Genomic DNA, 17,266 nt, shown 5'->3' with positions numbered 1-17,266 from the left:
AGCCCGGCGACGGGCCCGCCGGTCGTGACCTAACAGTGATCAGATACTTGGCCGCAGGTAGGCTGCCGACCAGACGAAGCCCCCTGGAGGAACGAACTCGAATGCGCGCCAGCAGCCCGACCACCAGCGACGCAGCACCCGCGCAGCCGGCAGCCGAGGGCGAGGCGCGGCTCGTCGAGCACGCACCCAGCGGCCGGCTCGTCGCCCAGCGCGGCCTCTTCCGCGGCCCCGACCCGGTCTGCCCGGACGACCTGTACGCGCAGGTCCTGTTCGGCAACGCGGTCCGCGAGCGCCAGCGCCTCGTCGTCCACGCCGGCTCCGAGGTCAGCATGGACACCTACTTCGGGCGCTTCCCGGCCAGCTACTGGCAGCGCTGGACGGTCGTCGACTCGGTCGACGTCGAGGTCACGGTCACCGGCTCGGGCCGCATCTCGCTTGTCGCGTCCGACATCGAGGGCGAGACCCGCACGGTCGCCGCCCGCGACGTCGAGGACCTGCGCGGCCAGACGGTCACGCTCACCACGGTGCTCGACAAGTTCGTCGACGGCGGCTTCCTGTGGGTCCAGCTCTCCACCGGTGACGACGACCTGGTGGTCGAGCGGCTGCGCTGGACCGTGGCCTCGCCGCACCGGCTGCGCCCCACCGCGGTGGTCATCTGCACGTACAACCGCGCCGACGACTGCACGAAGACGTTGCAGTCCCTGGCCGGCGACGCCGAGACGCTCGACGTGCTCGACGCCATCTACGTGGTCGACCAGGGCACCGACACGGTCGCGTCGCGGCCGGCGTTCCCGGACATCGAGAAGGCGCTCGACGGGCGGCTGCAGTACCTGCGCCAGCCCAACCTCGGCGGTGCCGGCGGGTTCGGCCGGGGGATGTACGAGGTCACCGAGGCCGGCCGGGTCAACAAGGAGGCCGAGCACGCCAACCTCCTGTTCATGGACGACGACGTGCTGTGCGAGCCCGAGATCGCCATCCGGCTCACCGCGTTCGCCAACCGCACGCCGGAGCCCACGATCGTCGGCGGCCAGATGCTGCGGCTGCTGCACCCCACCGTGCTGCTCGCCGGCGCCGAGTACGCCGACTTCGCCCAGCTCGTGCCGGGCAAGGTCGTCCGGAACGCGCTGGACGACGTGGACCTGCTCGGTGAGGAGCTCGACGAGGACGGCGTGCCCACGGGCAAGCCCAACCGCGGCGACCGGCGGGTCGACGCCGACTACAACGCCTGGTGGTCCTGCCTGATCCCGGCCGAGGTCGTGGCCGCGATCGGCCTGCCGCTGCCGCTGTTCTTCCAGTGGGACGACGTCGAGTACGGCTACCGGGCGCGGGCCAAGGGCTTCGCCACGGTCACCCTGCCCGGCGCCGGCCTGTGGCACGCGGACTTCGACTGGAAGGACGCGGACAAGTGGAACGAGTATTTCGCGGTCCGCAACTCCTTGATCGTCAGCACGCTGCACGCGGAGATCGACCCCAAGCACACCGCCCGGGTCATCACCTCGCGGATCAGCCGGTACCTGCTGACCATGCAGTACGGCCTCGCGGCCACCATTCTCAAGGGCGTCGAGGACTTCCTGCGCGGGCCTGAGTTCCTGCACGACGGGGGTGCCGGCGCCGCCAAGGAGATCCACGCGGTGCGGGCCGAGTACCCGGACACGGTGATGCATCCGGCCTCGGACGTCCCCGGCCTCAAGCCCGGCGCGATCCCGCTGGTGCAGGCAGGGCCCAAGCCGAGCCGCAACCGGCTGGTCATGCTCAAGCGGCTCGCGTACCTGGCGATGGGCCGCACGGTCCACCCGGTCGGCGCGGTGGCGCAGAAGGACGCGACGTGGTGGCACGTGTCCCAGTTCGACACGGTCGTCGTCACGGACGGCTCGCAGGGCGGCGTCCGGCTGCGGCGGCGGGACCGCGAGACCACGGTGAAGCTGGCCAAGCAGACCGCGCGGCTCGTCCGCCGGCTGATCGCCGAGGTGCCGGGCCTGCGCGAGGAGTATCGGGCCGCCGTGCCCCAGCTGACCAGCCGCGACAACTGGCGCCGGCTGTACAAGATGGACCAACGCCGCGGTTGATTCCGGCCAGCTCAGGGCTTTCCCGCTCGGCATCGTTGATGTCCTGCATCAGGTCACGCCTCCGCAGGTCCTGTACTTCGGCACGCCGGTCGTGCTGATCAGCTCCCGCAACGAGGACGGCTCGGCCAACCTCGCTCACGACGGAGGTTGGCCGACCTCTGGGAGGCGTCGCCCAGGCCACGGCCGTCACTCGGGTGGGCCGCGATTCTCACTCGACGCTCACTTCGCATCGTCGCCGGCCAGAAGCCGAAACGGCCCGCTCTCCCCCTTTCGGGAGCGCGGGCCGTCTCCGTCCTCTTGCTACCTGTCGTCTCGCGATCGGACGATCAGGTCTGCCAGCAACGCCATCGAGCCGATGATCAACGCCGTCACCAGCACCAGCATCGCGTTCGTCGTGATTCGGAACTCGTACCTGATGATGTCGACGACGCCCTTGGCGGCACCGGCCACGAACAAGGTCAGCGCCAGCGGCATCAGCACCTTGATCGGGTTGAAGTACATCACCATCCGCAGCACCTGCAGGATGTAGCGGTACGCGTCCTTCACGAAGTGGAACTTGCTGACGCCGGCCCGCTTCGCGTAGTCGATCGCCACGTAGTCCACCGGGTGCTGGTTGGACAGGAACGACATGGTGATCGTCGTGACGCAGCTGAAGCCTGGGGGCAGCAGCCGCATGTACGGCAGCGCGACCTCACGGCGGAACGCGCGCAGGCCCGAGTTCAGGTCCGGGATCTTGGTGCCCGCCAGCAGCTCGGCGATCTTGCGGATGGCCCACTTCGCCGGCACGCGCAGCACCTTGTGCGTCCCCTGCTCGCTGGTCCGCGCGCCCACGACCTGGTCCACATCCGGATTGTCGGTCAGGTACTGGATGAACTCGGGGATCCGCTCATTGGGATACGTCATGTCCGCGTCGGTCCACACCACGATGCGGCCGTACGCCTCGCGGGTACCGATGCGGCGCGCCGTGCCGGAACCGCCGTTGCGCCGGAACGGCATCAGCCGCATCGTCGGGAACTGGGGCAGCGCCTCCTGGAGCACCTTCAGCGTGCTGTCGGTGGACTTGTCGTCGATGACCAGCAGCTCGTAGGACATGCCGCTCGCGTCCATCGCGCCGCAGATGCGCTTGATCTCGTCGAGCACATGCTCCTGCTCGTTGTAGCAGGGGAGCACCACCGTGGCATCGAGCGTGTTCTCGCCGCCGCCCTCCGGGGCGGTCGCGCCGAGGCTCGTGTGCTGGCTTGCGTTCACTGTCCAACTCCAGACGCCGGATCGGGTCGGTCGTCGCTCGTATTGGTTCCACTCCGCGCCGCTCGGCGCCAGGGGCTGCGCCTGCGCCAGAACCGGGGTGGCACTCCGGCCACGATCAGCAGCAGCGCCGCGGCCGCCGACAGCCAGATACCCGTTGTTCTGCCGCGTGGACTGTAGCGCAGCGCGATTTCGCGCTCACCAGCCTCCACGTGCACGCCCCCGAGCGCGTCGCCCGCGGGCCGGCCGGTTGCCCTCCGCGCCGACCCGCGCACGGAGCGTGTCATCGACGGTCTCGGCCCCGGCCATGGGCGCGACCGAGGGCGTCCGATGTGGGTGGATACCATGCCGAGCATGGCTTCCCTTGAATCGACCGAGGGCGAGGAGTACACCGACCGCCTCAAGCGCATCTCGCAGCCGCTCTGGAAGCGGGTGCTGGACGTGCAGCGGCCCTACCGGTGGAACATCCGTCGTCTGTTCGGCGACCGCGAGGTTCTCGAGGTGGGGTGCGGCATCGGGCGGTGCCTGTCGCACCTGGCGCCGCGGGGGGTGGGGGTCGACCACAACGAGCACTCGATCGCCGAGTGCCGCCGGCGCGGGCTCACCGCCTTCACGGTCGACGAGTTCGGCGAGAGCGAGTACGCCGAGCCGGGCCGGTTCGGCGGCATGCTGGCCGCACACCTCGTGGAGCACATGCCCCGGGCCGAGGCGGTCAAGATCCTCTCCGGCTACCTCGACTACCTCGCGCCCGGCGCGCGGCTGGTGCTGATCTGCCCGCAGGAGCGTGGGTACGCCAGCGACAGCACCCACGTCGAGTTCGCCGACTTCGACGCGCTCACCGACGTGGCCCGCCAGCTCGGCTTCGCGCGGACGAAGGCACTCTCGTTCCCGCTGCCGCGCCTGGCGGGCAAGCACTTCACCTACAACGAGTTCAACCTGGTCGCCGACCGGCAGGCCTAGGCCCAACCCCAGGAGGAGCAACGTGGCCGAGCAGGCGACCGAACCCGACGCGCGGCTGGACCCGAACAGGGTGCTGCAGCGGGTCATCCTGCCCAGGGACACCGACCCGCTGGACGTGCGCCCGCTGTACCTGGACGAGCCGGACGGCACGCACAGCCAGGTCGCCGGCCGCCGGGACGTCGTCGTGCCAGCATCGGCGCGGGTGTCGTTCGCGTCGTACTTCAACGCGTTCCCGGCCAGCTACTGGAAGCGCTGGACCCGCGTCGACCACGTGACGCTGCGGCTCAACGTCCGCGGCGCGGGCCGGGTCGAGGTCTACCGGTCCAAGCCCAACGGCGACATCGTCCACCTGCAGGGCGAGCCGGTGCACGCCGAGAAGAAGTGGCGGACGCTGGAGTTCCGGCTGAGCCTGGCCCCGTTCGAGGACGGCGGCTGGCTCTGGTTCGACGTGTTCACCGAGAGCCGCACCCTCGAGGTAGCCGACGCCGCATGGCTTTCCGACGAGCCGCTGCCCGTGCAGAAGCTCGCGGTCGGCATCACCACCTTCAACCGGCTCGACGACTGCGTGCAGTCGCTGCTGGCGCTCGGTGCGGACCCGGCGGTCCTCGACGTCATCAGCAAGGTCTTCGTCGCCGACCAGGGCAGCCGCAAGATCCGCGAGCACGCGCGGTTCGCCGAGGCACGCGAGCTGCTCGGCGACCGGCTCGAGGTCATCGAGCAGGGCAACCTCGGCGGCTCCGGCGGCTTCACCCGCGCGCTGTACGAGTCGATCGAGCACACCAAGCCCGGCGTCGTCGACCAGATCCTGCTGCTCGACGACGACATCGCGCTGGAGCCCGACTCGATCCTGCGGTCCAACGCGTTCGCGCGGGCCGCGGCCAAGCCGGTGATCGTCGGCAGCCAGATGCTCAACCTGCAGGCCAAGTCCCGGCTGCACACCATGGGCGAGGTCGTGGACCTGTCCGCCTGCGTGTGGCGCGGCGCGCCCGGCGCCGTGACCAACCACGACTTCGGCCAGCACTCGCTGCGTGACACCCGCGCGCTGCACAAGCGCATCGACGCCACCTACAACGGCTGGTGGATGTGCCTGTTCCCGCGCGAGGTCGTGGAGCGCACGGGCCTGCCGCTGCCGCTGTTCATCAAGGTCGACGACTCGGAGTACTCGCTGCGGGCGCTGGCGGGCGGCATCCCGACGGTCACCCTCCCCGGCTCCGCCGTGTGGCACGAGCCGTGGACGGACAAGAACGACACCAAGGACTGGACCGTCTACTTCCACCTGCGCAACCGGCTCATCATGGCCGCGCTGCACAGCCCGTACGACATGCGCAAGACGCTGCTGCTGCAGGGCGCCCGCGCGTCGGTGCGCCGGCTGCTGTCGATGGAGTACTCCACGGTCGCGCTGGAGATGAAGGCGATCGAGGACTTCATGGCCGGCCCGGAGCGGCTGTTCGACATGCTGGCCACCGGCCTGCCGGAGGTCCAGCAGATCCGCAAGCAGTACACCGACGCCCAGTTCCTGCCCTCGGCCCGGGAGTTCCCGCCGCCGACGTTCGACATGGTCAAGGCCGAGCAGATGCTGCGCCCGCCGGTGCACCCGGCCAGGGTCGCGCTGCGGGCCGGCAAGGCGCTGATGCACAACCTGCGTGCCCCGGACTCGACGGCCACCGAGCGGCCGCAGGTGAACGTCCCGGCCAGCGGCGCGCTGTGGTTCCTGCTGGGCAACCTCGACAGCGCCACGGTGTCCAACGCGGACGGCAGCGGGGTCGCGTTCCGCAGGCGGGACCCGAAGGTGTTCCGCGAGCTGGCCCTGCGGACCGCGCACAACTACCGGCGGCTCACCGCGGAGTGGCCCAAGCTCGTCGAGCAGTACAAGGCCGCGCTGCCCGAGCTCACCTCGGTCGAGGCGTGGCGCAAGTACTTCGAGAGCTGAGCGTCGTACCCGCTTACATGCAGCCTCTTACATGCACTGAGGGCCACCAGGGTCAGTAACCCGGGTGGCCCTCAGTGTCGTGATGGAAGATCAGACCGCGCGAACCCCGGTGGCCTGCGGGCCCTTCTGACCCTGGCCGATCTCGAACTCCACGCGCTGGTTCTCGTCCAGGCTACGGAAGCCGTTGCCCTGAATCTCCGAGTAGTGGACGAAGACATCGGCGCTGCCGTCGTCCGGCGCGATGAAGCCGAAGCCCTTCTCGGAGTTGAACCACTTCACAGTTCCCTGTGCCACTACGTTCTCCAAAACAACTAATCACAAGCCGCCGCGGTTGCGACAACCTTGGTCGGTTCCAGACGGCGACTCAACCTGGAGCTAACCCGCGCGCCCGCAACGCGTCTTGCGACCGTGTCGAACACGAACTCAAGAAATCACGACCAGGGCACAGTCAACCACATGGACCACACTCGGCGCACTAGAAGGGTTGCGGGCGGTCACGTGCTGGGAGACGCTCGTAGGGTGAGCGAGCTCGCTAGTGAACAGCCCCGATCCATCGCACTCGACCTCGACGATGCCGGTGTCTCAGTCGACCTGCCCAAGCCCCCTCACCAGGAGGACCAGGTCTACGGCGTCCCTTACCGCCCGGTCGAGTTCCGCGACGACGACCTCCCCACGGCCCTGGAACGCTCCGCCGCGTGGCTGCGCCGGACCCAGGAATGGCTCGGTGAGCCTGTCGACGTGATCGCCATCCACCTCGACTACGACGACAGTGAGGGCTCCCCTTACTACGACGTGAAGCTGCTCTGCAACGAGGAGGACCTGGCCGGCGCGCCCATAGCGCTGCGTTCGGTCAAGGAACCCGAGTAGCTCCTGCTCATCCCCTGGGCGTGGCGTGTGCGACCAGCGCGGCGCGCCGGGCCCACACGTCCGCCCAGGTCCCCTCCCACCGCACCACGGCGACCGCCGACGTCTTCAGCTGCACCGCCTGGCCGGTCAGCACGTCCACCAGCTCGGTGAGGCCGGGGTTGTGTCCGACCAGCGCGGCGGTGGCGACGTCGTCCGCCAGCTCGTCCAGTACGGACATCAGGTCCTGCGGACCGGCCGCGTAGACCCGCTCGTCGTGCCGCACGGCCGGGGCCGGCTCCAGCGCCGCGGCCGCCAGCCGCCAGGTCTGCCTGGCCCGGGCCGCGGTCGAGCAGACCACGAGGTCGATGCCCCCCGTGTTGTCCCCGAGCCACGTGCCGATGGCGGGCGCGTCCCGGCGGCCCCGCTCGTTGAGCGGCCGCTGCTCGTCGGGCAGCCCCTGGCCCCAGTCCGACTTGGCGTGCCGGATGACGACGAGGGTCCGCGGGTCGGCCATGCCCCAGCATGGCACGCACGGTGCGGGGATCGCCGCCTAGAACCAGCGCTCGAGGACCTGCGCCACGCCGTCCTCGGAGTTGGGCGCGGTGACCTCGTCGGCCGCCGCCAGGACGTCGTGGTGGGCGTTGGCCATCGCCACGCCGTGGCCGGCCCAGCGCAGCATGTGGACGTCGTTGGGCATGTCCCCGAACGCGACCACCCGCGAGGACGGCACGTCGACCATGGCGCACACCTCGGCGAGGCCGGTGGCCTTGGTCACCCCGGCCGCGGAGACCTCGATCAGCCCCCGGTTGGTCGAGTACGTGACCTCCAGGGCCGCGCCGTCCAGCACCGACAACACCGCCGCGGCCAGCTCCTGGCTCGTCAGCCCCGAGTGCCGGATCATCAGCTTGGTGGCCGGATGACCCAGCACCTCGGCGGTGGGCACCTCGGGGTTCTCGCCGTCCATGCCGTTCGGGTTTCCCCACGGGTTCCGGAAGCCCGGCTCGGTGGCGAACGCGGCGAGCGGGGACGGCCCGACCGAGGTGCGCTCGGTGGCCACCCGGATGTCCGGCAGCACCCCGCGCACCGCGTGCGTCACGTCGTGCAGGACCACCGGCGCCAGGTCGTGCACCGACAGCGCCTCGCCGGAGGCGATGTCGTAGACCGTGGCCCCGTTCGCGCACACCGCGTAGCCCGTGAGCCCCGCCGCCCGCGCCACCGGCGGGATCCACCGCGGCGGCCGGCCGCTCACGAGGACGAACGGCACGCCGGCCGCGACCACCCGGCCGACCACCCCGGCGGTCCGCGGCGTCACCCGCTCGAGCGGGTCCAGCAGCGTCCCGTCCACGTCTGAGGCAACCAGCTTCGGTCTGTCCACGTTGTCCATCTTCCCTGCTGAGGTCGGCGTCCTTCGACTACGGTTCGGTTCGTGAGTTATGGACCACAACCGGGCTACCCCCAGCCGTACGGACCGCAGCCGGGTGGCTACGGACCGGGATACGGCGGCTACGGGCCCCGGCCGCAGAGCAACGCACTGGCCTACCTCTGCGCGGGCCTGTTCCTGATCTGCGGGGTGCTCGCCCTGATCACCGCGATCATCGGCTGGGACGGCAGCGCGGACAACGTCGACATGCTGGTGGCGCTGGTCGGCGCCGCGTTCTCCGCGGACGTCACCGGCAACCTCGACTTCGCCATCTCGGTCACCATGTCGGTCGCCTGCACCACGCTCACCTTCGCGCTCGTCCTGTTCGCCCGCCTCGACTTCGTGCGCTGGGTGCTCGGCTTCGTCGGCGGCGTGGTCACCGTGTACTACCTCTACGCGATCATCAAGCTGCTCGCCGACGGCGGTGGCAAGTACATCGCGATGGTCCTGGTGTCCCTCCTGCTCTGGGCCACGGCCACGGTGCTCGTGCTGCTGCCGCACACGGCCCGCACCATGCGGGGCTACCAGCGCAAGCTCGCCCAGGGCGGCTACCCGCCGCAGCCCCCGGGCCAATATCCGCCGCAGCAGCCGCCGCAGGGGTACTACCCGTACTGATCGGCTAGCGTGGGCGAACGTGCGCGTCGGCATCGTGATCCTCCCCGAGTACCGCTGGCTGCTGGCCGAGCCCAAGTGGCGGGCCGCCGAGACCTACGGCTTCGACCACGCCTGGACCTACGACCACATCGGCTGGCGCTCGCTGGTCGACGGCCCGTGGTTCGACGCGGTCCCCACGCTCACCGCGGCCGCCATGGTCACCCGCCGGATCCGGCTGGGCACCCTGGTCGCCTCGCCCAACTTCCGGCACCCGGTGCCGTTCGCCCGGAGCCTGCTCACCCTCGACGACGTGTCCAGCGGCCGGATGATCCTGGGCGTGGGCTCGGGCGGCATCGCGGGCTACGACAACGTCGTGCTCGGCGGCGAGGGGCTCGCGCCCAAGGCCCGGGTGGACCGCTTCGCCGAGTTCGTCGAGCAGCTCGACTCGCTGCTCACCAACGAGCGGACCTCGATCAGCGGCGAGTTCTACACCTCGGTCGACGCCCGCTCCGCGCCCGGCTGCCGCCAGCACCCGCGGCTGCCGTTCGTCGTCGCCGCCAACGGCCCGCGCTCGATGGGCCTCGCCGCCCGGTTCGGCCAGGGCTGGGTCACCACGGGCCGCCGCGAGGACACCGGCGAGGGCTCGGGTGACGCCTGGTGGCAGGGCGTCGCCGAGCTGGCCAAGACCTTCGACGACAAGCTTGCCGCCGCCGGCCGCGACGGGGCCGAGGTGCGCCGCTACCTGTCCGTCGACGCCGGGCCGAGGTACTCGCTGTCGAGCGTGGCGTACTTCCGCGAGGTGCTCGGCCGCGCGGCCGAGCTCGGCTTCACCGACCTGGTCACCCACTGGCCGCGGCCGGACGGCGTCTACGCGGGGCGGCTGGGCGTCCTGGAGAAGGTCGCCGCCGACGTGCTTCCGCACCGCTAGGCCGGAGTCGGGATGAACAGGACCGTGCTCGGCGCGGTCGGGGCGCTCGTGGCGGTGGCCGCGGTGGCCGTCGCGCTGGTCGTCACCGACGACCCCGGCCGGCAGCAGCCCGGGCCGACGGTCGCGCCCGCCCCGCGTCCCGTGCCGGTGCTGCTGGACGAGGAGCCCGAGTGGAGCCGGCTGGGCGCCCTGGCGGCGCCGGAACACCTCTCGGTGCGCGACGGCACCGTGCTGATGTACCGGCCGGGCGAGCTGTCGCTGGTCGACCTCCGCACCGGGGAACCTCGCTGGACCGTGCGCACCGGCGCCGCGCTGCCGGGCGGCCCGGCGACCACGGGGACCACGGGGACCACGGGGACCTACGACGGCGGTGGGCTGCTCGTCGGCGACGGCGTCCTCGTCCGGTACCGCGCCGGCCCGCGGACCGGGATCGCGCGGCTGGCCGCGGCCGACGGCTCGGTCGCGTGGCGCCGCGAGCTCGCCGGGCCGCTCGACCTGGTGACCGCCGACGACCGGCGCGCGCTGGTCATGGTCGGCGGCGCCCGGGTGGTCGCGCTCGACGTCGGCAGGGGAGGCCCGCTCTGGGAGCGGACCGGCCTGTGGCCCTACGCGATCGCCGGTGACGTGGTGGTCGGCGAGACCGTGCGCGGCGTGCGGCGGACCGGCCCGCCGACCGAGGGCACGGTGGCCGCGTGGAACCTCGCCACCGGCGCGCCGGCCTGGACCCTGGCCGACCTCGCGCCCGCCCGGGTCACGCTGACCGCGGGCGACGTGGTGCTCGTCGACGGGTTCCGCACCGGCCGCCCCGAGCGCGGCCGGTGGGTGGTGGACGCCCGCACGGGCCGGCGCGTGCACGAGGTCGGCGCCGCGCCGGTCGAGGACAGCTGCGCCACTGACGGCCGGACGTTGGTGGCATGCGCCGTCGTGGAGGACTCCGGCGCCCTGGACATCGAGACGTTCCGGGTCGCCGGCCGCCGGGTGGAGACCCTCCGCGGCGACTACCGGTCGCAGGCCGTCCGCCTGGTCGGCCCGGACCACCTCGTCGCCGGCGACAGCCGGCACTTCGTCGCGCTCGACCGCCGCGGCAGGGTCGTCGCGAGGAACCTGCCCTACCCGCCGGCCGCGATCACCGGCGAGTACCTCCTCAGCAGCGTCGGCGACCCGCCGCTGATCGCCGCCTACCGGTTCCAGAAGTGACCTACGGCACGGAACGCCGCCGGGGGCCCGCGCGTCTTTGTCTGCGAGGCGTCAAGCCGGAGGGATCAAGGGGATTCAAGGGGTGTAGGGGAGCCAGAACCCCCGTGCTGACCACAGCGCGGGGGTTCTCGCGTGTCCGGCCCACCGCCGCGCCGAGCAGGTGCGTGCCACCTGACAGAGCGACGCAGGTAATCTCGACGCCCGTGAACGAGCTTGCGAGTGAACCATCGACACAGGGCAGCGCGCCAGCGAACGCAGCCGGCAGCTACTCCGGCTACGACCTCGTCATCGTCGGCTCCGGGTTCTTCGGGCTGACCATCGCCGAGCGGGTCGCCACCCAGCTGGACAAGCGGGTGCTGGTGCTCGATCGCCGGCCGCACATCGGCGGCAACGCCTACTCCGAGCCGGAGCCGGAGACCGGTATCGAGGTGCACCGCTACGGCGCGCACCTGTTCCACACGTCCAACAAGCGGGTGTGGGACTACGTCAACCAGTTCACCGAGTTCACCGGCTACCAGCACCGGGTGTTCGCCAAGTACCAGGGCCAGGTCTACGCGTTCCCGATGAACCTGGCGCTCATCAACCAGTTCTTCGGTAAGTCGCACACGCCGGACGAGGCCCGCAAGCTCATCGCCGAGCAGTCCGCCGAGATCGACACCGACGCCGCGCAGAACCTCGAGGAGAAGGCGATCTCGCTGATCGGCCGCCCGCTCTACGAGGCGTTCGTCCGCGGGTACACGGCCAAGCAGTGGCAGACCGACCCCAAGGAGCTCGGCGCCAACATCATCACGCGCCTCCCGGTCCGCTACAACTTCGACAACCGGTACTTCAACGACACCTACGAGGGCCTGCCGGTCGACGGCTACACCGCGTGGCTTACGAAGATGGCCGCGCACCACAACATCGAGGTCCGGCTCGACGTCGACTACTTCGACGTCCGCGAGCGGATCCCGGCCGGCACCCCGACCGTCTACACCGGACCGCTCGACCGCTACTTCGACTACGCCGAGGGCCGGCTGTCCTGGCGGACCGTCGACTTCGAGCAGGAAGTGCTGCCGACCGGCGACTTCCAGGGCACCTCGGTCGTCAACTACAACGACGAGGAAGTGCCCTACACCCGGATCCACGAGTTCCGGCACTTCCACCCGGAGCGCAAGCACTACCCGGCCGACAAGACGGTCATCTTCCGCGAGTTCTCCCGCTTCGCGAAGGACGACGACGAGCCGTACTACCCGATCAACACCCCCGAGGACCGGGCCAAGCTCGAGCGCTACCGCGAGCGCGCCAAGGCCGAGGCCAAGGACCGCAACCTGATCTTCGGCGGGCGGCTGGGCACCTACAAGTACCTCGACATGCACATGGCGATCGGCTCCGCGCTGTCGGTGTTCGACAACAAGGTCGCCCCGCACCTCACCGACGGCGCCCCGCTCGACGGATCGCTGGAGGCGTGATGACCACGGCCGCCGCGTCCGACCGGGCCGCCCGGCGGGCCCGGCTGCGGGTCGTCGAGCCGGGCACGCCGCCGGCCGAGCCGGAGCGGTCCGTCGAGATCGCGGCGCTCGCCCGGATCCAGCACGCGATCGGCCGCAAGCCGGTCGTGCGCGCGGCCCGGGGGCTGTCGCTGTTCGGCGAGCACTCCGCGGGCTGGTTCGCGCTCGGGGTCCTCGGCGCGGTGGCCGACCGCGGGCGGCGGCGCGACTGGCTCGCCGGTGCCGCCGGGGTGGTCGCCGCGCACGCCGCGTCGATCGCCGTCAAGCGGGTCGTGCGCCGGCAGCGGCCGATCGACGAGTCGGTCGAGGTGCTGGTCGAGACGCCGAGCTCGCTGTCGTTCCCCTCCTCGCACGCCACCTCGACCACCGCCGCCGCGGTGGTCTACTCGGGCCTGACGGGGCGCAACCTGGTGCCGGTGCTCGTGCCGCCGATGCTGGTGTCCCGCCTGGTCCTGGGTGTGCACTACCCGACCGACGTGCTGGCCGGCTCGGCGCTGGGCGCCGTTCTCGGTGGCCTGGTCCGGCGGCGCCTGCGCAACCGGCCGGGCCGGAGACGAGCGAGGTGAGCGACACGGCGGCGGGCTCCCCGGAGGAGACCCCGGTGAACGCGACGGGAAACACGAGTCCCGCGCGGATGAGCCTCGTCGCGGGCGTGATCCGCACCGCCCGCCCGCGGCAGTGGGTCAAGAACGTGCTGGTGCTGTCCGCGCCGTTCGCGGCGTACGCCGCGGACGCGGACTTCCGGCTCAGCGTGCTGGTCGACGCCGGCGTCGCGTTCGTCGCGTTCTGCCTCGTCGCCTCCGCCGTCTACCTGGTCAACGACGCCATCGACGTCGAGGCCGACCGGGCCCACCCGACCAAGCGCAACCGGCCGATCGCCGCCGGCGTGGTGCCGGTGCGGCTCGCGTACGGGCTGTCGATCGCGCTGTTCCTGGCGTCGTTCGCGGTGTCGCTGGTGTCGAGCTGGCGGCTGCTCGTGGTGATCGGCGTCTACGCGGCCGTGCAGCTGGGTTACTGCCTGGGGCTCAAGCACCAGCCGGTGATCGACCTGTGCATCGTGGCCTCGGGCTTCCTGCTCCGCGCGATCGCCGGCGGTGCCGCGGCGGAGCTGCCGCTGTCCCAGTGGTTCCTGCTGGTCACCGCGTTCGGGTCGCTGTTCATGGTGGCCGGCAAGCGGTACGCGGAGATCGTGCTCTACGAGCGGACCGGCGCCCAGATCCGCGCGTCGCTGTCGAAGTACTCGGCGAGCTACCTGCGCTTCGTGTGGGCCACCTCGGCCGCGATCATGATCATGACCTATGCCCTGTGGGCGTTCGAGATCCGCCAGCGCACCGGCACCAACTCGGTGTGGGCGGCCATCTCGATCGTCCCGTTCGTGGTGGCCGTCCTGCGCTACGCGGTCGACGTCGACACCGGCAACGCGGGCGAGCCGGAGGACATCGCCCTGCACGACCGGGTCCTGCAGGTCCTCGGGGTCTCCTGGGTCGCCTGCGTGGTGTTGTCCGCGTTCGGCTGAGCCCCCGTCAGGGCTGGTCGCTCTCGTCGGCCAGGTGGTAGTAGCTCATCCGGAACGGCTGGAGCAGCGCGCGCATGAACACCGGCCCCTCCCGCGGCGTGACCATCCGGCGCTGCCGGTAGTGCTCGACGCCGTGCTCGAAGTACCCCGTGGCGACGCGCGACCACTCGGGGTCGAGCAGCTCGAGGGTGACCCCGTCGGCCGGGTTCCAGCAGAACACCGCGATCCGCCGGGCCGTCCCCGTGGCGTGCCCGAACAGCGCGACCCGGCTCGGCGCCGTGGCCGCTTCGTCGAGCGTGCGGCGGGAGAGCTGGTCGGCCAGCCGGGTGGTCTCGGGCAGCCGGTGCGCACGGGCCAGGGTGAGCACGAGCCGGCACGCGGTGGCGAGGTCGAGCTGGTGGCCGACGGACACGAAGACCGGCTTCACGCCGTCCTGGGTGCGCAGCGCCGCGCCGACCTCCTGGCCGCCGTCGAGGAGCAGGCTGGTGGCGCCGCGCCCCTGGGCCGGCGGGTCGTAGTGGCCGAGCGGGGTCTTCGCGACGCCGATGGCCGGCAGGCCGGTCTCGATCCCGAGGTGGCAGGCGAGCCCGAACCGCCGGGGGTGGGCGATGCCGTGGCCGTCCGCGACGAGCAGCTCCGGCGGCCTGCCGAGCCGGCCGAGCGCCTCGAGCAGGATGGGCAGCTCGCGGAACGCGAACAACCCGGGCACGTACGGGAAGTCGCTCTCGCCGGTGGCCGTGGCGGACCCGAGCTCCGCGCCGGTGGCGAGGTCGACCGTGACGGCGGCCGCGGCGACGGCGTCGGACCCGGTGGCGTACGCGACGTCGAGTCCGGTGGCGGTCCGCGGCGCGAAGCCGGGTGGCGTCACCCGCACGACGCGCGGCGCGAGCCGCCGCTGGAGCGCGACGGCCTCCTCCGGGTCACGGGGCAGGCTCATGGGAGCTCCAGCGTGACGGTGCCGTCCTCGGCCCAGCGGCGCATGCGGACCAGGGTGGACCGCTCGTCGTAGGCCCGCTCGACCTTGGGCGCGCCGCTGTCGTACCACTCGCGCTGCGTGCCGACCGGCCGCCCGCGCCGGCAGGTGCCGTCGATGACGAGCACGCCGTCGCCGGACCAGCAGTGGAACGGGCCCTCGTCGAGGCCGTCGACGTAGGTCGAGAGCGAGAGGAGCCGGCCGTCCGCGGCGGTCTCGACGCACTCGCCGGTGAACGGCTCGTCGCGGTAGTACGGCCGGTTGTCGTCGTCCCAGTCGAGCTCGCTCTCCTCGACCCGCGGCATCGCCGGCTCAGACAGCGGACGGCCGGAACGGGTTGAGGAGATCGGTCTCCTGGGCCTCCCACCGGTCGTAGAGGGCGTCGGCGCCGGACTCCTGCGCCAGCCGCCCCTCCGGGCCGGTGATCGGAATGAGCGTGAGGATCTGCAATTCGACCTCACCGTTGTCGTCGGTGAGATCTTCCAGATCCTCGTCGACATAAGGATGGGTGGACGCGATGATGCCCTGGATCTGCGAATCCGGAATCAGAATATTGTCCGCCAGGACGACCTGGTCGAAAACCAGCCCGACCCCCGTGCGAATGACCTGGTCGGCGGTGAGGATGGTGAGGAATCGCGCCTGCTGCTCGTACTGGGCGCGCAGGGTGCAGACGAACTCCTGGGGCCGCACGGCCCGGATCCGCTGGAAACGCAGCCCGTTGGTGACCACCGAGACAAGGTCACCCGACGCGTTGACCAGGAAGAACAGCGCATAGCCCCGGTTGCCGCCGCCCACCGTCGGGGGCTCGCCGTCGCGGATCGTGCCGAGATAGTGCTGAATGTGGTCGACGAAGCCGCTGAACTTCTCCGCGGTGGACATGGCGGGATCCTAACACTGGTCGGGTAATGCGCCTCAGCGCCGCCGGATTCGCGGCGGTTGTTGCGTCGGCCCGGTCGGCGTCGAATTGGCGGGCGGATTCGCGGGCGGTGCCGGTGGATTTGTGGGCGGTATTGGCACCGCGGTCTGCGGCAGATTCTGCATGCCCTGGTAATGGCCGTAGCCGGGCGCGTTCGACTCGTGGCTGTGGCCGACGTTGGCCGCCGGCGCCTCGATCTGGTAGTGCGTCGCGGTGTTGTACTCGTCGAGGACCTGCTGGTGGCTCCACCGGCCGGGGTGGTCGTCGATCATCTGCGTCAGCCGGTGGTACTCGCTGTCCGGCACGTGGCCGAAGTGGTAGTTGGCGTCGCCCTGGCCGCTCTGCGGGTTGTCCACCGGGACGGTGAAGCCGTTCGGGTCGCGCCGGCCGCGCTCGTCGAACAGCTGTGGGGTGCCGTCGGCGTTGCGCTTGACCGGGATCTCCTCGCCGGTGCTCGGGCAGATGATGTTGCCGTTGGCCGCGCGCTGGGAGTTCTTGTAGACCGCGAACTTGGTCTTCTTGCGGATGCTCGGCCGGTTGTCGCGAAGCTCCGCCGCGTCCGCGGGCCGGTTGAGCGGCCGGCGGCGGCGCGGCGTGCGGATGGGGCCGGCCTGCGACGGCGTGCCGCCGCCTGCGGTACCCGCGGTGCCGTCGAGCGCGGCGCTGATCGAGCCCGGGGTGGTGCCGACGGGGGTGTGTGTCGTGCCGGCGGGCGTGGTGGTGCCCGCGGGGTTGGTGGTGGGCGGCGTCGTGTCGGTGCCGAGCCCGCCGAGGTTCTGCGCGTTGGTGGTGTCGGTGTCGCGGTAGGTCTGCGCGGTGGCCGTGGTGCCCTGCTGGGCGTGGTCGACGGCCTGCCGGGTACGCGTGACGTGCTGGCGGGCGGTCTGCACGTGGGTCTGCGCGGCGCCGGTGAAGCCGGAGCCGATGAGGCCCATGCTCTGTGGTCCGACGTTGACGCCGTCGAGGGTGGTGCCGACGGCGTCGACGCGGCCGCCGGTGTTCTGCAGGCGCCCGGCCATGGTGTCGATGCCGTCGGTGTCGACGTCGACGCCGTTGCCGCCGGGACCGCCCGTGCCGGACGGCCGGCGGGTGGTGCCCGACCCGCCGTCGCCGCCGGACGAGCTGCCCCCTGGTCGCCTGCGTCGCGGAGTCACGGCCCCCACCTCCCGTATCGGTCTACCACCC

General features: G+C 71.4%; 18 protein-coding genes. 10 read left to right on the top strand and 8 right to left on the bottom strand.

The features are described 5' to 3' along the window. The first annotated feature begins 101 nt into the window (after positions 1 to 101). The gene (locus VGD70_RS20575) at positions 102 to 2,066 is read left to right on the top strand and encodes a glycosyltransferase (RefSeq protein ID WP_331083700.1); all 1,965 of its coding nucleotides are present in this window, start codon (positions 102 to 104) and stop codon (positions 2,064 to 2,066) included. 300 nt (positions 2,067 to 2,366) lie between these two features. On the opposite strand, the gene VGD70_RS20570 is transcribed toward VGD70_RS20575, so the two are convergent. Next, complete coding sequence (locus VGD70_RS20570; RefSeq protein WP_331083698.1) at positions 2,367 to 3,314, bottom strand: glycosyltransferase family 2 protein; 948 nt, start codon at positions 3,312 to 3,314, stop codon at positions 2,367 to 2,369. Positions 3,315 to 3,665: 351 nt separating this feature from the next. On the opposite strand from VGD70_RS20570, the gene VGD70_RS20565 reads away from it, so the two are divergent. Together VGD70_RS20565 and VGD70_RS20560 are read left to right on the top strand one after the other, a co-directional pair. Then, the gene (locus tag VGD70_RS20565; protein ID WP_331083696.1) at positions 3,666 to 4,271 is read left to right on the top strand and encodes a class I SAM-dependent methyltransferase; all 606 of its coding nucleotides are present in this window, start codon (positions 3,666 to 3,668) and stop codon (positions 4,269 to 4,271) included. A gap of 22 nt (positions 4,272 to 4,293) precedes the next feature. After that, positions 4,294 to 6,201 (top strand): glycosyltransferase, encoded by a 1,908-nt coding sequence (locus VGD70_RS20560; protein WP_331083694.1) that lies wholly within the window; start codon positions 4,294 to 4,296, stop codon positions 6,199 to 6,201. Between the two features lie 90 nt (positions 6,202 to 6,291). Here VGD70_RS20560 and cspE read toward each other — a convergent pair whose 3' ends face one another. Further along, positions 6,292 to 6,495 carry a transcription antiterminator/RNA stability regulator CspE gene (gene cspE / locus VGD70_RS20555; RefSeq protein ID WP_075126052.1) on the bottom strand — a complete coding sequence of 68 codons (204 nt, stop codon included), beginning with the start codon at positions 6,493 to 6,495 and terminating at the stop codon, positions 6,292 to 6,294. A gap of 225 nt (positions 6,496 to 6,720) precedes the next feature. On the opposite strand from cspE, the gene VGD70_RS20550 reads away from it, so the two are divergent. Further along, complete coding sequence (locus VGD70_RS20550; RefSeq protein ID WP_291414197.1) at positions 6,721 to 7,068, top strand: hypothetical protein; 348 nt, start codon at positions 6,721 to 6,723, stop codon at positions 7,066 to 7,068. Between the two features lie 7 nt (positions 7,069 to 7,075). Here VGD70_RS20550 and VGD70_RS20545 read toward each other — a convergent pair whose 3' ends face one another. Continuing rightward, positions 7,076 to 7,561, bottom strand: a complete 486-nt coding sequence (locus VGD70_RS20545; RefSeq protein ID WP_331083687.1) for a histidine phosphatase family protein — start codon at positions 7,559 to 7,561, stop codon at positions 7,076 to 7,078. 36 nt (positions 7,562 to 7,597) lie between these two features. After that, positions 7,598 to 8,431, bottom strand: coding sequence for an HAD family hydrolase (locus tag VGD70_RS20540; protein ID WP_331083685.1), 834 nt, complete (start codon positions 8,429 to 8,431; stop codon positions 7,598 to 7,600). A gap of 42 nt (positions 8,432 to 8,473) precedes the next feature. Between VGD70_RS20540 and VGD70_RS20535 the strand changes: the two genes are divergently transcribed. From VGD70_RS20535 to VGD70_RS20510, 6 genes are all read left to right on the top strand, one after another. Further along, positions 8,474 to 9,082, top strand: a complete 609-nt coding sequence (locus VGD70_RS20535) for a hypothetical protein (RefSeq protein WP_331083683.1) — start codon at positions 8,474 to 8,476, stop codon at positions 9,080 to 9,082. Between the two features lie 19 nt (positions 9,083 to 9,101). Continuing rightward, a complete protein-coding gene (locus VGD70_RS20530) occupies positions 9,102 to 9,989 on the top strand; it encodes an LLM class flavin-dependent oxidoreductase (protein ID WP_331083682.1) in 888 nt (295 codons plus the stop codon). Between the two features lie 12 nt (positions 9,990 to 10,001). Further along, positions 10,002 to 11,186, top strand: coding sequence for a PQQ-binding-like beta-propeller repeat protein (locus VGD70_RS20525; protein ID WP_331083680.1), 1,185 nt, complete (start codon positions 10,002 to 10,004; stop codon positions 11,184 to 11,186). 203 nt (positions 11,187 to 11,389) lie between these two features. Next, positions 11,390 to 12,637, top strand: a complete 1,248-nt coding sequence (glf, locus tag VGD70_RS20520) for a UDP-galactopyranose mutase (RefSeq protein ID WP_331083678.1) — start codon at positions 11,390 to 11,392, stop codon at positions 12,635 to 12,637. After that, a complete protein-coding gene (locus VGD70_RS20515) occupies positions 12,637 to 13,242 on the top strand; it encodes a phosphatase PAP2 family protein (RefSeq protein WP_331083676.1) in 606 nt (201 codons plus the stop codon). Before glf ends, VGD70_RS20515 begins: the two co-directional genes overlap by 1 nt. Then, the gene (locus VGD70_RS20510; protein WP_414638007.1) at positions 13,239 to 14,192 is read left to right on the top strand and encodes a decaprenyl-phosphate phosphoribosyltransferase; all 954 of its coding nucleotides are present in this window, start codon (positions 13,239 to 13,241) and stop codon (positions 14,190 to 14,192) included. The genes VGD70_RS20515 and VGD70_RS20510 overlap by 4 nt, the downstream gene beginning before the upstream one ends. 7 nt (positions 14,193 to 14,199) lie before the next feature. Here the strand turns inward: VGD70_RS20510 and VGD70_RS20505 are convergent, their stop codons facing one another. From VGD70_RS20505 to VGD70_RS20490, 4 genes are read right to left on the bottom strand one after another with little or no spacing between them, the layout of a single operon-like run. Further along, a complete protein-coding gene (locus tag VGD70_RS20505) occupies positions 14,200 to 15,129 on the bottom strand; it encodes an endonuclease V (protein ID WP_331083674.1) in 930 nt (309 codons plus the stop codon). Beyond that, positions 15,126 to 15,470, bottom strand: coding sequence for a hypothetical protein (locus VGD70_RS20500; protein ID WP_331083672.1), 345 nt, complete (start codon positions 15,468 to 15,470; stop codon positions 15,126 to 15,128). The genes VGD70_RS20505 and VGD70_RS20500 overlap by 4 nt, the downstream gene beginning before the upstream one ends. Positions 15,471 to 15,477: 7 nt before the next feature. Next, on the bottom strand, positions 15,478 to 16,044 hold the full coding sequence (locus VGD70_RS20495) for a suppressor of fused domain protein (protein ID WP_331083670.1): 567 nt from the start codon (positions 16,042 to 16,044) through the stop codon (positions 15,478 to 15,480). A gap of 33 nt (positions 16,045 to 16,077) precedes the next feature. After that, entirely contained in the window at positions 16,078 to 17,235 is a 1,158-nt protein-coding gene (locus VGD70_RS20490) for a GH-E family nuclease (RefSeq protein ID WP_331083668.1), read from the bottom strand. Between the last annotated feature and the right edge of the window lie 31 nt (positions 17,236 to 17,266).

The sequence above is a fragment of the Actinophytocola sp. genome (assembly GCF_036402745.1).
GTDB lineage: Bacteria > Actinomycetota > Actinomycetes > Mycobacteriales > Pseudonocardiaceae > Actinophytocola.
This window is presented reverse-complemented; position numbering and strand designations above follow the sequence as displayed.